Annotated in this window: 12 protein-coding genes; 10 read left to right on the top strand and 2 right to left on the bottom strand. The window is 72.4% G+C overall.

Going from position 1 to position 13,647, the window contains the following annotated elements:
- Positions 1 to 54: 54 nt before the first annotated feature.
- The 4 genes from OG953_RS32750 to cobI are packed head-to-tail and all read left to right on the top strand — an operon-like array spanning position 55 to position 4,958.
- Positions 55 to 2,064, top strand: a complete 2,010-nt coding sequence (locus OG953_RS32750; RefSeq protein WP_405688845.1) for a putative cobaltochelatase — start codon at positions 55 to 57, stop codon at positions 2,062 to 2,064.
- Entirely contained in the window at positions 2,064 to 2,663 is a 600-nt protein-coding gene (gene cobO, locus OG953_RS32745) for a cob(I)yrinic acid a,c-diamide adenosyltransferase (protein WP_405688844.1), read from the top strand. The genes OG953_RS32750 and cobO overlap by 1 nt, the downstream gene beginning before the upstream one ends.
- A gap of 10 nt (positions 2,664 to 2,673) precedes the next feature.
- The gene (locus OG953_RS32740; RefSeq protein WP_405688843.1) at positions 2,674 to 4,215 is read left to right on the top strand and encodes a cobyrinate a,c-diamide synthase; all 1,542 of its coding nucleotides are present in this window, start codon (positions 2,674 to 2,676) and stop codon (positions 4,213 to 4,215) included.
- A complete protein-coding gene (gene cobI / locus OG953_RS32735; RefSeq protein WP_266362423.1) occupies positions 4,212 to 4,958 on the top strand; it encodes a precorrin-2 C(20)-methyltransferase in 747 nt (248 codons plus the stop codon). Before OG953_RS32740 ends, cobI begins: the two co-directional genes overlap by 4 nt.
- A 23-nt stretch (positions 4,959 to 4,981) precedes the next feature.
- On the opposite strand, the gene OG953_RS32730 is transcribed toward cobI, so the two are convergent.
- On the bottom strand, positions 4,982 to 5,704 hold the full coding sequence (locus OG953_RS32730) for a ZIP family metal transporter (RefSeq protein ID WP_405688842.1): 723 nt from the start codon (positions 5,702 to 5,704) through the stop codon (positions 4,982 to 4,984).
- Between the two features lie 97 nt (positions 5,705 to 5,801).
- Here OG953_RS32730 and cobM point away from each other — a divergent pair, with 97 nt between their 5' ends.
- The 6 genes from cobM to cobC are packed head-to-tail and all read left to right on the top strand — an operon-like array spanning position 5,802 to position 12,203.
- Positions 5,802 to 6,650: a precorrin-4 C(11)-methyltransferase gene (cobM, locus tag OG953_RS32725; RefSeq protein ID WP_327275920.1), complete on the top strand. Its 849-nt coding sequence runs from the start codon at positions 5,802 to 5,804 to the stop codon at positions 6,648 to 6,650.
- A complete protein-coding gene (gene cbiE / locus OG953_RS32720) occupies positions 6,647 to 7,903 on the top strand; it encodes a precorrin-6y C5,15-methyltransferase (decarboxylating) subunit CbiE (protein WP_405688841.1) in 1,257 nt (418 codons plus the stop codon). The genes cobM and cbiE overlap by 4 nt, the downstream gene beginning before the upstream one ends.
- Positions 7,900 to 9,624: a precorrin-3B C(17)-methyltransferase gene (gene cobJ, locus OG953_RS32715; protein WP_405688840.1), complete on the top strand. Its 1,725-nt coding sequence runs from the start codon at positions 7,900 to 7,902 to the stop codon at positions 9,622 to 9,624. The genes cbiE and cobJ overlap by 4 nt, the downstream gene beginning before the upstream one ends.
- A complete protein-coding gene (locus OG953_RS32710; RefSeq protein WP_405688839.1) occupies positions 9,621 to 10,229 on the top strand; it encodes a precorrin-8X methylmutase in 609 nt (202 codons plus the stop codon). The genes cobJ and OG953_RS32710 overlap by 4 nt, the downstream gene beginning before the upstream one ends.
- Positions 10,226 to 11,131 carry a sirohydrochlorin chelatase gene (locus OG953_RS32705; RefSeq protein ID WP_405688838.1) on the top strand — a complete coding sequence of 302 codons (906 nt, stop codon included), beginning with the start codon at positions 10,226 to 10,228 and terminating at the stop codon, positions 11,129 to 11,131. Before OG953_RS32710 ends, OG953_RS32705 begins: the two co-directional genes overlap by 4 nt.
- Positions 11,115 to 12,203: an Rv2231c family pyridoxal phosphate-dependent protein CobC gene (gene cobC, locus OG953_RS32700; RefSeq protein WP_405688836.1), complete on the top strand. Its 1,089-nt coding sequence runs from the start codon at positions 11,115 to 11,117 to the stop codon at positions 12,201 to 12,203. The genes OG953_RS32705 and cobC overlap by 17 nt, the downstream gene beginning before the upstream one ends.
- Positions 12,204 to 12,343: 140 nt before the next feature.
- Here the strand turns inward: cobC and OG953_RS32695 are convergent, their stop codons facing one another.
- The gene (locus OG953_RS32695) at positions 12,344 to 13,330 is read right to left on the bottom strand and encodes an SCO1860 family LAETG-anchored protein (protein ID WP_405688835.1); all 987 of its coding nucleotides are present in this window, start codon (positions 13,328 to 13,330) and stop codon (positions 12,344 to 12,346) included.
- Positions 13,331 to 13,647 lie beyond the last annotated feature (317 nt).

Raw genomic sequence — 13,647 nt, 5'->3', positions numbered from 1 at the left:
ACAGCCGGAGCCCATGGTGACCTGGCATGAATCACCCGGAGGAGTGATCAGCGCGTGAGTACCCCCTACCCCTTCACCGCCATCGTCGGGCAGGACGATCTTCGGCTCGGGCTGCTGCTGAACGCCGTCTCGCCCGCCGTCGGCGGCGTGTTGGTGCGCGGCGAGAAGGGCACCGCCAAGTCCACCGCCGTGCGTGCGCTCGCCGCGCTCATGCCGGAGGTTCCCGTCGTAGCCGGGTGCCGGTTCTCGTGCGACCCGGCGTCGCCCGATCCGGCGTGTCCCGATGGCCCCCACGAGGCCGGAGCCGGCGTGTCGCGGGATGCGCGGATGGTCGAGCTGCCCGTCGGTGCGTCCGAGGACCGGCTGATCGGCGCCCTCGACATCGAGCGGGCGCTCGCGGAGGGGGTGAAGGCGTTCGAGCCGGGGCTTCTGGCTGACGCACACCGCGGTCTCCTGTACGTCGACGAAGTCAATTTGCTGCATGACCACTTGGTCGACCTCCTGTTGGACGCCGCCGCCATGGGCGCCTCGTACGTCGAGCGCGAGGGTGTGTCCGTACGGCACGCGGCGCGTTTCCTGCTGGTCGGGACCATGAACCCCGAAGAGGGTGAGTTGCGACCCCAGCTTCTGGACCGGTTCGGGCTGACCGTCGAGGTCGCCGCGTCCCGCGAGACCGATCTGCGGGTCGAGGTCGTGCGGCGGCGTCTCGCGTACGACGACGATCCTGCGGGTTTCGCCGCCGAGTGGGCCGACGAGGAAGGCGCGTTGCGGGACCGGATCGTTGCCGCGCGTGCACTGCTTCCCGAAGTGCGTCTCGGGGACGGGGCGTTGCGGCAGATCGCGGCCACCTGCGCGGCCTTCGAGGTCGACGGGATGCGCGCGGACATCGTGATGGCGCGGACGGCCACCGCCCTGGCCGCGTGGGCCGGGCGGACCGACGTGCTCGCCGAGGATGTGCGGCAGGCCGCCCTGCTCGCGCTCCCCCACCGGCGCCGGCGCAATCCGTTCGACGCGCCGGGTCTGGACGAGGACAAGCTCGACGACACGCTGGAGCAGAACAGCGGCGAGGACGACGACCCGGACCCGGACGGCCCCGGTGGCGGCGGCCGGCCCCCGCAGGGCGACGGGCCCGACACACCGCCGCAGCCCGAGGGCGAGTCGGGCGACACGCCCGCGCAGTCCGTTCCCGAGCAGGGGCAGGGGCAGCAGTCTTCCGGGGGCGGCGAGCAGCAGCCCGTACGCGCCGCCGAGCCGTTCCGTACAAAGATGCTGAGCGTGCCGGGTCTGGGCGAGGGCGCGGCGGGCCGGCGATCCCGGGCGCGTACCGAGCACGGGCGTACGACCGGTGCGCGGCGCCCGCAGGGCGCCCTGACCAAACTGCATCTCGCCGCGACCGTGCAGGCCGCTGCCCCGCATCAGCAGGCGCGGGGGCGGTCCGGGCGGGGACTGGTGGTCCGGCGGGACGATCTGCGGCAGGCGACCCGGGAGGGACGCGAGGGAAACCTCGTTCTCTTCGTGGTGGATGCGTCCGGATCGATGGCTGCCCGGCAGCGTATGAGTGCCGTGAAGGGTGCGGTCCTTTCGCTGCTGCTGGACGCGTATCAGCGGCGGGACAAGGTCGGGCTGATCACCTTCCGGGGCAAGGATGCGGAGGTGGTGCTGCCGCCGACGTCGTCGGTGGACGCTGCGGCGGCACGGCTGGAGATGCTGCCGACCGGTGGGCGTACCCCCGTCGCGGCCGGGCTGTTGAAGGCCCATGACGTGCTGCGGGTGGAGCGGCTGCGTGATCCGTCGCGGCGGCCGTTGCTGGTCGTGGTGACCGACGGGCGGGCGACCGGGGGGCCCGAGCCGGTGGCGCTGGCGTCGCGGGCGGCGCGGCTGCACGAGGTCGATGGCACCGCGTCCGTCGTCGTGGACTGCGAGTCGGGGCCCGTACGGCTCGGTCTCGCGGGAAGCCTCGCGCGCGATCTGGGGGGCACCGCCGTCACGCTCGACGAACTGCGGGCCGACTCGATCGCCGGGCTCGTCAAGGACGTTCGGGGAACCAGCAGGAGGGCCGCGTAATGCCGCAGGGACAGCCGACCACCGTGCCGGACGACGGGCTCACCACCCGTCAGCGCCGCAACCGCCCGCTGCTGGTGGTGCACACCGGAATCGGGAAGGGGAAGTCGACGGCGGCCTTCGGGCTCGCGCTGCGCGCCTGGAATCAGGGGTGGCCCATCGGGGTCTTCCAGTTCGTCAAGTCGGCGAAGTGGAAGGTCGGCGAGGAGACCGCGCTGAAGGTCCTCGGAGCCAGTGGCGAGGGTGGGTCCGTCGCCTGGCACAAGATGGGCGAGGGCTGGTCGTGGGTCCAGCGCGACAAGCAGCTGAACAACGAGGAGGCGGCTCGCGAGGGCTGGGAGCAGGTCAAGCGCGACCTGGCCGCCGAGACGTACCGGCTGTACGTCCTGGACGAGTTCGCGTACCCGATGCACTGGGGCTGGGTCGACACCGACGAGGTGATCGAGGTGCTGCGGAGCCGTCCCGGTACGCAGCATGTGGTCATCACCGGGCGCAACGCGCCTCAGAAGCTGGTGGAGGCCGCCGACCTGGTGACCGACATGTCGAAGGTCAAGCACCCGATGGACGCCGGTCAGAAGGGTCAGCGGGGCATCGAATGGTGAGGGGCCCGGGGTGAACGTTCCGCGTCTGGTGATCGCCGCGCCCTCGTCGGGGAGCGGCAAGACGACCGTGGCCACGGGGCTGATGGCGGCCTTCGCGGGGCGGGGACTTGCCGTGTCCGCTCACAAGGTCGGGCCCGACTACATCGATCCCGGCTATCACACGCTGGCCACGGGGCGGCCGGGGCGCAATCTCGACGCGTACATGTGCGGTCCAGAGCTGGTCGCTCCACTGTTCGCGCACGGGGCGCGCGGCTGCGATCTGGCGGTCGTCGAGGGCGTGATGGGGCTGTACGACGGGGCGTCGGGGAAAGGCGAGCTGGCGTCGACCGCTCAGGTCGCGAAGCTGCTGCGGGCGCCTGTGGTGCTGGTGGTCGACGCGTCGTCGCAGTCGCGGTCCGTGGCCGCGCTGGTGCACGGCTTCGCCTCGTGGGATCCGCAGGTGCGGATCGGTGGCGTGATTCTGAACAAGGTCGGCTCCCAGCGGCACGAGGTGCTGTTGCGGGAGGCGTTGGACGAGTCGGGTGTGCCGGTGCTGGGGGTGTTGCGGCGGGCCGAGCAGGTGGCTGTGCCGTCGCGGCATCTGGGGTTGGTGCCGGTGGCCGAGCGGCGGGGCGACGCGGTGGGCGCCGTCGCGGCAATGCGGGGGCAGGTGGTGGCGGGGTGCGATCTGGAGGCGCTGATGGCCTTGGCGCGGTCTGCGCCTGCGGTGCCGGGTGAGGTGTGGGATGCGGTGGGCGCGGTGGGCGCCTGCGGCGGGGCTGTTCCCCTGCCCATCCGCAAGCTCTCAACTTCGTTCGAGCAGGGGAGACCCCACTCTTCCCACAACCGGGGCTCCGCCCCGGACCTCGGTCCTCAAGCGCCGGACGGGCTGAAAGATGCCCTTGACCGCCCGGCGGACCGGGGTGTGCCGGAGGGGCTTGGTGGGCCGGAGGGAGTGGGTGCGCCGGAGGGGCCGAATGTGGTCGCTGTCGCTGCCGGGGCGGCGTTCACCTTTTCCTACGCCGAGCACACCGAACTGCTTGCCGCCGCCGGCGCCGAAGTCGTGCCGTTCGATCCGTTGCGGGACGAGGCGTTGCCCGAGGGCACTCGGGGGCTGGTCATCGGTGGCGGATTTCCGGAGGTGTACGCGTCGGAGCTGTCCGCCAACGCGGCACTGCGCAAGGCCGTTGTCGAGCTGGTGGAATCCGGGGCTCCGGTGGCTGCCGAGTGTGCGGGGCTGCTCTATCTGGCGCGTTCGCTCGACGGGCTGCCGATGTGCGGGGTCCTCGATGCCGAGGGGCGGATGTCCGAGCGGCTGACGCTCGGCTACCGGGAGGCCGTGGCGGTCTCCGACAGTGTGCTGGCGGCGCCCGGGACGCGCGTGCGCGGGCACGAGTTCCACCGGACCGTGCTGGAGCCGGGCGCCGGGGCCGAACCGGCGTGGGGTCTGCATCAGCCGGAGCGTCGCGTGGAGGGATTCGTACAGCAGGGCGTGCACGCGAGTTATCTGCATACGCATTGGGCTTCGGCGCCCGGTATGGCCCGCCGATTCGTTGAGAGGTGCAAGGGATGAACCACGGTCACGGTACGAGCAGGCTGGTCGGCGTCGGTGTCGGACCCGGTGACCCGGAGCTGGTGACCGTCAAGGGTGTGAACGCGCTGCGTGGTGCCGCGGTCGTCGTCGTGCCGGTGATGGACACCGGTGAGCGGGGGCGGGCCGAGGCGACCGTCCTGCATTACGTGGCGGCGGACAAGGTCGTACGTGTGGTGTTCGCGCTGAATGAGCGGACGGACCGGGCGCGCCGGGAGGCGGCGTGGGACGCGGCGGGTGAGCGGGTCGCGGAGCTGCTGCGTACGCATGGTTCGGTGGCGTTCGCGACGATCGGCGACCCCAATGTGTACTCGACGTTCACGTATCTCGCGCACACGATAGGTGAGCTGCTGCCGGGTACGGCCGTGGAGACCGTTCCGGGGATCACGGCCATGCAGGATCTGGCCGCCCGCAGCGGTGCGGTGCTGACGGAGGGCACGGAGCCGCTGACGCTGGTACCGGTGACCGCCGGGGCCGCGGTGCTCAAGGAGGCTCTGGAAGGTCCCGGCACGGTCGTCGCGTACAAGTTCGGGCGGCTGGCCGCGGAGGTGGCCACGGCACTGCGTGAGACGGGGCGTACCGAGGACGCGGTGTGGGGTTCGGCGCTCGGGCTGCCCGAGGAGTCGATCCGGCCGGCGGCGGAGCTGGCCGAGGGGCCGTTGCCGTACCTGTCGACGCTGATCGCGCCCGCGCCGCGCGACGGCGGGCGGGGCGGGAAATTGTGAGGCGCCCGGGTGCGGCGCGGTGGTCAGTCCGCGATGCCCACCACAAACCAGATGAGGCCCACCCCGGCCACCGTGCACAGCAGCGTGGAGCGGGCCGGGTGTTCGTGGTGTGCCTCGGGGAGGATCTCGGCGGCGGCCAGGTAGAGCAGTGCGCCGCCGAAGAAGCCGAGATAGCAGCCGAGCGGTTCCTCCGGAAGAGTGAACAGCAGTGTCGTCGCCGCGCCCACGAGCGGGGCCACGGCGTCCGCGAACAGCATGAACACGGCCTTGCGGCGGGCGTTCCCGTACAGGCTGGTGATCGTGTAGGTGTTGAAGCCGTCGGCGAAGTCGTGCGTGATGACGGCGAGGGCGACGGCGGCTCCCATGCCGGCGCCCACCTGGAAGGCCGCGCCGAGCGCGACACCGTCCATCAGGCTGTGGCCGACCATCGCCGCCGCTGCCGTGAGTCCGACCTGCGGCACCCTCTCCTCGCCCGCGCCGTGTGCCGCCTGGCGTACGGCGAGCAGACGCTCCACCAGGTGGGCGACCAGGAAGCCGCCGACGAACAGCAGCAGGGCCGCCGGGACGCCGAAGACCGGATCGCCCGCGGCGTCGATCGCCTCCGGCAGCAGGTCCAGGCCGACCACGCCGAGCATCAGTCCGCCGGCGAAGCCGAGCACCAGGTGGCGGCGGTCGGTGACGCGTTGGGCGACCCAGCCGCCGGCCAGGGTCATCAGGAACGCGCCGAGCGCCACGAACACCGCCATGCGCTCTTGCTAGCCGATTGACCCCGGTGCGCGCATCTCACCGCGCCCTGCCGTCCGTCCCACCCTTCTGTCCCGTTTTCCGAAAGGACCCCGTCCCATGTCCGAAGCAGTCGACGCAGCCGGCACGGTCGCCGCGCCCACCCACGGCAAAGTGACGTTCGTCGGTGCCGGCCCCGGCGCCGCCGATCTGCTGACCTTCCGGGCGGCGCGGGCCATCGCTGATGCCGACATCGTCATCTGGGCGGCCAGCCTGGTGCAGGCGGAAGTTCTGGAGCATGCCCGGGAGGGCGCGGAGATCCTCGACTCGGCGCAGATGTCGCTGGAGCAGGTCGTCGCCGTGTACGAACGCGCGGCCGCCGAGGGGCTGAAGGTGGCCCGTATCCACTCCGGCGACCCGGCGCTGTGGGGCGGCACGCAGGAGCAGGTCGACCGGTGTGCCGGGCTGGGGGTCGCGGTCGAGATCGTGCCGGGGGTGTCGTCGTTCTCGGCCGTCGCGGCGATCGCGCAGCGGGAGCTGACGATTCCGGAGGTCGCGCAGTCCGTGATCCTGACCCGTCTCGGTGGCGGCAAGACGCCGATGCCGCCGGGCGAGGAAGTACGGGAATTCGCGCGCCACGGCACGACGATGGCGCTGTTCCTGTCGGCCGCCCGGTCCGGGCAGCTCACCCAGGAGCTGCTGGAGGGCGGCTATCCGACGTCGACGCCGGTCGTGATCGCATACCAGGCGACCTGGCCGGAGGAGCTGATCCTGCACTGCACGATCGAGACCCTGGAGGAGACGGTCAAGGAGCACAAGCTCTGGAAGCACACCCTCTTCCTGGTCGGCCCGGCGCTTTCGGCTTCGGGAACACGTTCGCACCTCTACCACCCGGGGCACTTCCACGGTTTCCGCAAGGCCGACAAGGCGGCGCGGGCCGAACTGCGCGCCCAGCGGTCCGGCTCGTGATCCGGGTCTTCGGTACGGGGACGGGCGAGCCGCTCGGTCCCGAGGTCCAGGACGCTCTGGCCGTGGCCACGTCGGTGGTCGGCGCCCGGCGTCATCTGGAAGCCGCGGGGCCGCCGGAGCAGGTCGAGCGCATCGTGCTCGGTCCGCTGGCGCCGGCGCTCGACCGGATCGCGGAGCATGCGCACGGGGGCGGGGGGCGGGTGGTCGTGCTGGCCTCCGGTGACCCCGGATTCTTCGGGATCGTACGGGCACTGGCCGATCGTTTCGGGGCGAGTGCGCTCGATGTGCGGCCGGGTTCGCCTTCCGTCGCGGTCGCGTTCGCCCGCCTCGGGCTGGCGTGGGACGACGCGGTCGTGGTCAGTGCGCACGGCCGCGACCCGCGTACCGCGGTGAACGCATGTCTGGCGCACCCGAAGGTGGCCGTCCTGACCGGGCCCGGCGCCGGGCCCGCGGAGCTGGCGGCCGGGCTGGCGCACGGAGCCGAGGGGCGCACCCTGGTCGTGGCGACGGCGCTCGGCGATCCGGAGCGGGAGCGCATCGAGCGGCTGACCCCTGCCGAGGCGGTGGCCCGCGACTGGCCGGATCCGGTGAGTGTGGTGCTGTGTCTGGACGAGTCCCGGGTGCTCTCCCCGGTACGGACCGTCGCGGGGCCGCCCGCAGGGCCCGGCCGGTGGGCGCTGGACGAGACGGAGTTCGAGCACCGCGACTCGATGATCACCAAGTTCGAGGTGCGGGCGCTGGCGCTGGCCCGGCTGGGACCGCGCACCGGTGACCTGGTGTGGGACATCGGTGCGGGTTCGGGTTCGGTTGCGGTGGAGTGCGCGCGGCTCGGCGCGGCCGCCGTCGCCGTGGAGAAGACCTCGGACGGGGTCGAGCGGATCAGGGCGAACGCGGCCGCGCACGCGGTGTATGTGCGTGCGGTGCACGGCTCCGCGCCCGCCGTGCTCGACGGTCTGGGCGACCCGGACGCGGTGTTCATCGGGGGCGGCGGGCGTGAGCTGCCCGCCATCGTGACGGCGTGCGCCCGGCGGGCGCGACGCTCGGTGGTGGTGGCGCTGGCGGCGCTGGACCGGGTGCCTCAGGTGCGTGCGGCGCTGGCCGGTGCCGGGCTCGTGCCCGAGGGCGTGCTGCTGCAGTCCTCCCGGCTGGCGCCGCTGCCCGGCGAGGTGACGCGGCTCGCCGCGACCAACCCGGTCTTTCTGCTGTGGGGCACCCGCCCCGCGGTCCGTGCAAGTGAAGGAGCAACCCATTGATCGGCCTGATCTCCGCCACGGCGGCGGGCACCGTCGCCCGCGACCGGCTGGCCGCGGCCTGGCCCGGCCGCACCGTGGTCTACGAGGGACCGGTGCGCGAGGCCGTGCAACGGGCGTTCGCCGAGTGCGAGCAGCTGGTGTGTTTCCTGGCGACGGGGGCCGTGGTGCGGCTGCTCGCACCGCTGCTGTCGGACAAGGCCTCGGACCCGGGTGTCATCTGTGTCGACGAGGCGGGTCGCCATGCTGTGGCGCTGCTCGGCGGGCACGGTGGCGGGGCGAACGCCCTGGCCGGGGCGGTCGGTGAGGTGCTGGGCGCGGCGCCGGTCGTGACTACGGCGACGGACGCGGCGGGGGTGCCGGGGCTGGACATGCTGGGCCTCCCCGTGGAGGGCGATGTGGCCGGGGTGTCGCGCGCGATGCTCGACGGGGCGGGGGTGGAGCTGCGGGCGGATGCGGTGTGGCCGTTGCCGCCGTTGCCGTCGAATGTTTCCCCCGGCGCCGCGGGTGCCGCGGTGCTGCATGTCACCGACCGGATCACGGAACTCGGGGCGCGGGCCGCCGTGTTGCGGCCCGCGTCACTCGCTGTCGGGGTCGGCGCGTCCAAGGGCGCGCCGGTCGAGGAGGTCGCCGGGCTGATCCGGGACGCCCTGCGCGAGGCCGGGCTGTCGCCGCTGAGCATCGTAGAGTTGGTGACGGTCGATGCGAAGGCGGACGAGCCGGGGATCGTCGGCGCGGCCTCGCAGCTCGGCGTACCGCTGCGGACGTACGCCGCCGACGAGTTGGCCCGTATCGAGGTGCCCCATCCGTCCGGCGCACCGCTCGCCGCCGTCGGAACGCCCTCCGTCGCGGAGGCCGCCGCACTCGCCGCGGGGGGTGAACTCCTCGTCCCGAAGCGGAAGTCGAACCCTGTGGGGCGGGCCGCGATGGCCACGTGTGCGGTGGTGCGCCGCAGCCCGCGCGGGCGCCTGGCCGTCGTCGGTCTCGGCCCGGGTGCGCGCGATCTGCTGACCCCGCGGGCCCGCGAGGAGCTGCGGCGGGCCTCGGTGCTGGTCGGGCTCGATCAGTACGTCGACCAGATCAGGGACCTGCTGCGGCCCGGCACCACCATTCTGGAGTCGGGGCTCGGCGCCGAGGAGGAGCGGGCCCGTACGGCGGTCACCGAGGCGCGCAAGGGGCATGCGGTGGCGCTGATCGGCAGCGGTGACGCGGGCGTGTACGCGATGGCGTCGCCCGCGCTCGCCGAGGCCGGCGCCGATATCGATGTGGTGGGTGTGCCTGGTGTGACGGCCGCGCTGGCGGCTGCCGCGATCCTGGGCGCCCCGCTGGGCCACGACCATGTGTCGATCAGCCTCTCCGATCTGCACACTCCGTGGGAGGTCATCGAGCGCCGGGTACGGGCCGCGGCCGAGGCCGACATCATCGTGACGTTCTACAACCCGCGCAGCCGCGGCCGCGACTGGCAGCTCCCGAAGGCCCTGTCGATCCTGTCCGAGCACCGGGAACCGGCGACACCGGTCGGTGTCGTACGCAATGCCTCGCGCCCTGACGAGAGCAGCCGGGTGACCTCGCTCGCCGGTCTGGACCCGGCGACGGTGGACATGATGACGGTCGTGACGGTCGGCAACACGGCCACCCGGGAGATCGCGGGCCGCATGGTGACACCGCGCGGCTACCGCTGGCAGTCGGCCACCACGGCCCCCGCACAGGAGGGAGCCGAGTGAACCGGCCCTGGGAGAGAACCGTTCACCCCATCGAGCAGGAGTCGTTCCGGCGGCTGCGCGCCCGCCTGGACACCTCGCACTTCGCACCGCTGACCCGGGCCGTCGTGGAGCGGGTCATCCACTCCGCGGCGGATCTGGAGTACGCGACGGACCTGGTCTGCGACGAGGCGTCGCTCGTCGTCGCACATGCGGCGCTGCACGCCGGTGCGCCGGTCGTCACCGATGTGGAGATGGTCGCGGCGGGCATCACCCGCCGCGAGACCGTGTGCCGTCTCAAGGAGGCCAGGTCCGGCCTGGGGCTGACCCGTTCGGCACATGCGATCCGGCTCGCGTACGAGCAGGTCGGGCCCGGCGCGATCTGGGTGATCGGCAATGCGCCGACCGCGCTGGAGGAGCTGCTCGTCCTCGATGCCGCGCCCGCGCTCGTCATCGGGCTGCCGGTCGGTTTCGTCGGTGCGACCGAGTCGAAGGCGGCGCTGCGCGAGAGCGGTCTGCCCGCCGTGAGCAATGTGTCCGAGAAGGGCGGCTCGGCGGTCGCGGCCGCCGCTCTCAATGCCCTGCTGTACCACCCCGTGCCCCCCACGAACACCGAGGAGAACCTGTGACCACCCCGTCCACCCAGCCCGCACTGCTCATCGCCGGCCACGGCACCAGGGACGAGGGCGGGGCCGCGGCGTTCCGTGACTTCGTGACCGAGCTGGGCGAGCGCCACCCCGAACTGTCCGTCGCGGGCGGCTTCATCGAGCTGTCCCCGCCACCGCTCGGCGACGCCGTGACCGAGCTGGTCGAGCGCGGTGTGAAGCGCTTCGCCGCCGTGCCGCTGATGCTGGTGTCGGCCGGGCATGCCAAGGGCGACATTCCGGCGGCGCTGGCCCGTGAGAAGGAGCGCCACCCCGGCATCTCGTACGCCTACGGCCGTCCGCTCGGCCCGCACCCGGCGCTGCTGAAGGTGCTGGAGCGCCGGGTCGACGCGGTGCTGGGCGACACCGACCGGTCCGAGGTGACGGTGCTGCTGGTCGGGCGCGGTTCGACCGACCCGGACGCCAACGCCGAGGTGTACAAGGCGGCGCGGCTGTTCTGGGAGGGCCGTGGTTACGCGGGGGTGGAGACGGCGTTCGTCTCGCTCGCGGCGCCGAACGTACCGTCCGGTCTCGACCGTTGCGTGAAGCTGGGTGCCGGGCGCATAGTCGTTCTGCCGTACTTCCTCTTCACCGGCATCCTGCCGGACCGGGTGCGTCATCAGACCGAGGAGTGGGCCGCCGCCCACCCGGAGCTCGATGTCCGCTCGGCCGAAGTCATCGGTGCGGCCGAGGAACTGTACGACCTGGTCATGGAGCGCTACCGGGAGGCCGTCAAGGGCGATCTGCGGATGAACTGCGACTCATGCGTGTACCGGATCTCGCTGCCGGGCTTCGAGGACAAGGTGGGGCTGCCGCAGCAGCCGCACTTCCACCCCGACGACGACGGCCATCACCACCCCCACGGCGGTCATGCACACTCACACTGAAAGACCCGACGCCACAGGCGCGGGCACGCACGATCTGCGGCACCACGGTGACGCGGAAGTACGGGGCCGGGATCTGACCGACCTCGCCGTCAACGTACGGGCCGATACGCCCCCGGCCTGGCTGAAGGCGCGGATAGCCGCGTCGCTGGTCACGCTCGCCGCGTACCCGGACGGCCGTCCGGCGCGGGCGGCGGTCGCGGCCCGGCACGGGCTGCCGGTGGAGCGCGCGCTGCTGACGGCGGGTGCGGCAGAGGCTTTCGTGCTGATCGCACGGGCGCTGCCGGCCTGCCGTCCGGTCGTGATCCATCCGCAGTTCACCGAGCCCGAGTCGGCACTGCGTGCGGCCGGGCATGAGGTGCGGCGGGTGCTGCTGTCGGCCGAGGACGGTTTCCGGCTGGACCCGGCGGCGGTGCCCGAGGACGCGGATCTGGTGGTGGTCGGCAATCCGACGAACCCCACGTCGGTCCTGCATCCGGCGGCCGTGCTGGAGGAACTGGCGCGCCCCGGGAGGACGTTGGTGGTCGACGAGGCGTTCATGGACGCGGTGCCGGGCGAGCGCGAGGCGCTGTGCGGGCGTACGGACATCCCGGGGCTCGTGGTGCTGCGCAGCCTCACCAAGACCTGGGGGCTCGCGGGGCTGCGGATCGGCTACGTACTGGCCGCCCCGGAGACGATCCGCGCGTTGGAAGACGCGCAGCCGCTGTGGCCGGTGTCGTCCCCGGCGCTGGCGGCGGCCGAGGCGTGCATGGAGCCGCGGGCCCTGGCCGAGGCGGCTGCCGCGGCGGAGCGGATCGCGGTGGACCGGAACCATCTGGTCGCGGGACTCAGGGAGTTCACCGAATTGCGGGTGGTGGAACCAGCCGAGGGATCGTTCGTCCTGGTGCGGCTGGAGGGGGCCGCCGAGGTACGGGAGCGGTTGCGGGCGCTGGGGTTCGCGGCGCGGCGTGGCGATACGTTTCCGGGGCTCGGTCCGCTGTGGCTGCGGCTGGCGGTACGCGACCGTACGACGACCAACCGCTTCCTGCAGGCACTCGACCAGGCACTGCAGACGCTGACCGCGGTCACACGCTGACGGGACGGCCGCGCTCCGTCTCACACCGACGGGGAGCGGCACTCCGCACGCTCACGGGGAGCGGCGTTCCATCACGCGAACGCCGCTCCCCGCTCCCCTCCTGACCTACGACTGCCCCCCTCGGGCCTTGGGTTGCGGGGTCAGCCCTGGGCGCGGCGCCTGGCCACGACCATCGCCCCCGCGCCCACCGCCAGCAGCACGGCCGCGCCGCCCGCGATGTACGGGGTCGTGGAACTGCCGCCCGTCTCCGCGAGGTTGGAGTCGACGGCCGGGGCATGACCGGTGCCGGTCTGGGGCTTCACATCGCCGCCGTCACCGCCCGTGCTGCCACCGCTGCCGGAGGTGCCTCCGCCACTCGTCCCGCCGTTGCCGGAACCGCCGCCGCTGGAGCCGCCGTTGTCGCCGCCTCCGGTCGCCTTCGGCGTCTCGCAGGTCGCCTCGGCGAGCGTGACCTCACCCTGCACATCGGCGACATTCAGCTTGAGCGGGTTGACCGAGACCTTCAGCTGAAGCGCGGCCGCCGCTGCCGTGCGCGAGGTGGTGTGCGTCTTCGACAGGTCGAGGGTCACCTCGCCGACGCCCGGCACCTTCACCTGTGTGGTACCGCCCGCGGTGAGGGTGATCCGCTTGCCGAGGACCGACACGTGCCCCAGCACGTTCGACTCGGCGACCGGCTTCCTGCCCACCTCGCAGACCGCCTTGGAGGTGACCTTCTCGACCTCGATCAGCGAGAGCAGCGGCAGTCCGGGCACATGGACCCGGGCCTTCGCGAGATTGCTGTAGCCCTCGGCCCTGTGCTTGCCGACGGTCGCCCTGGCGGTGGCCACATCGGCGCTCAGCACGCTGAACGGCTGTCCGTGGTCCACCCCGTCGAGCCGCACGCTCAGCGCGGTCTTGTCGGCGCTGGCAGGTGCCTGCACTTCATTGAGCGTGGCCTTGAGCGGCACATCGATCGTCTTGTTCAGGAGCGAGACGTCGAGTGCGGTACGGAGCACGACCGCGCTCGCCTTCCCGTCGCCGGTGGTCGTGGTGGTCGCGGTGGCGGCCTGCGCCGGGACGGCGACCAGCAGGGCGACGGGAGCGGCGGCGACCGCCAGGGCGGCCAGGCGGAAGGTATTGCTGTTCAAGATGGTGGAACCCCCACAAGAGACATGGAGCCACCGGCGCCGTCCAATGGGGGACATCGCGGGCACCGGTGACCTCGACCCCGAAAGCTTTACGCACGGAGGGTGAACTGGCAGACACCTGACGTGAGTTCACTCCAAAGGGGGGTTTTCGCGTCTGTATTCGATTATCTCGGTACGTTCGTTCCTCGGAGTCACCCGATCCACTGAGCGCGGACGGCGCGGAGACCGACTGCGCCGGGGTGCGCGCAAGGGTGATTCAACGACATGGCAGGGATTCGGTAACTGCCTGTCAATACGGCACACCCCGGTCGGGAGGC

The sequence above is a fragment of the Streptomyces sp. NBC_00057 genome (assembly GCF_045041165.1).
In the GTDB taxonomy this organism is placed as follows: Bacteria; Actinomycetota; Actinomycetes; order Streptomycetales; family Streptomycetaceae; genus Streptomyces.
This window is presented reverse-complemented; position numbering and strand designations above follow the sequence as displayed.

Excerpts from the sequence above, each read along its gene's own strand:
- cobI (WP_266362423.1), top strand. The coding sequence starts at position 4,212 with ATGAACCACGGTCACGGTACGAGCAGGCTGGTCGGCGTCGGTGTCGGA.
- OG953_RS32730 (WP_405688842.1), bottom strand. The coding sequence starts at position 5,704 with ATGGCGGTGTTCGTGGCGCTCGGCGCGTTCCTGATGACCCTGGCCGGC.
- cobC (WP_405688836.1), top strand. The coding sequence starts at position 11,115 with ATGCACACTCACACTGAAAGACCCGACGCCACAGGCGCGGGCACGCAC.
- cobM (WP_327275920.1), top strand. The coding sequence starts at position 5,802 with ATGTCCGAAGCAGTCGACGCAGCCGGCACGGTCGCCGCGCCCACCCAC.
- cobO (WP_405688844.1), top strand. The coding sequence starts at position 2,064 with ATGCCGCAGGGACAGCCGACCACCGTGCCGGACGACGGGCTCACCACC.